General features: G+C 40.8%; 1 protein-coding gene. It reads left to right on the top strand.

Features of this window, described 5'->3' with window-relative positions; all coding sequences use genetic code 11:
- Nucleotides 1-851 (top strand): bifunctional diaminohydroxyphosphoribosylaminopyrimidine deaminase/5-amino-6-(5-phosphoribosylamino)uracil reductase RibD (ribD, locus tag AC1DRF_RS29545; RefSeq protein ID WP_477742514.1); only part of this gene is annotated, 851 nt, incomplete at its 5' end.
- Between the last annotated feature and the right edge of the window lie 143 nt (nucleotides 852-994).

The raw sequence follows: 994 nt of genomic DNA on the forward strand, positions 1-994 counted from the left end.
GTACAGGTCCTTGTGCTGAAGCGCTAGTTGAAGCCGGTGTAAAAAAAGTGGTCATAGCAACTTTAGACCCGAATCCTTTAGTAGCAGGTAATGGAGTCGAAATTTTAGAAAACGCAGGCATTGAAGTTATAACAGGTGTATGTGAAGAAGAGTCACGTCAAATGAATGAGGTCTTCAATAAGTATATTGTAACGAAGAAGCCGTTTGTTTCATTAAAGTCAGCGATTACGTTAGACGGTAAAATAGCAACTGCTTCTTCTCACAGCAAGTGGATTACGTCTGAGGAAGCTCGTTTGGATGTACATCAGCTGCGTCATGAAMCAGCGGGTATCTTAGTAGKGGTGAATACGGTCATTAAGGACAACCCTGAGCTGACAACTCGCATTGAAGGCGGCCGCAGTCCAATTCGTATTGTGATGGATTCAAAGCTGCGCATGCCGCTTGAATCTAAGCTAGCAACGGATTCTTTAGCTCCAACGTGGATATTTACAAGTCAGGGCTATTCAAAAGAAAAAAAAGAACAGCTCGAAAAGCAAGGCGTCGAAGTATTTGTTACAAGCGGTGAGGACAAAGTAAATCTTGAAGATATGCTTTCTATACTAGGTGAGAAATTTGTGTCGTCTCTTTTAATTGAAGGAGGGGGCGAAGTGAATGCCGCATTCGTGGAAAATCGTTTAATTGATAAATTGGTGCTGTATATGGCTCCAAAGCTTTCAGGAGGAAAAGAAGCTCCTACTTTCCTAGAAGGAAAAGGCGTAGAGAAAATGTGGGACGCAGTGGACGTGGAGCGTCTTTCTGTGACGTCAATCGGCAAAGACTTTAAATTTGTTGGATATCCTGTTTATAAATAAAAATGTGAATGAGAATGGAACAAAAATATGTTAGTTGAAGAAGATCCGAACGATTTATCGTTCGGATTTTTTGCTGTTATAGTGAACATAAGTTTCATATATGCAGGTGCTTTTAGCGGTGTAACAAGTGATCTATATTAGCT

The organism is Priestia sp. P5_B4, from assembly GCF_056400385.1.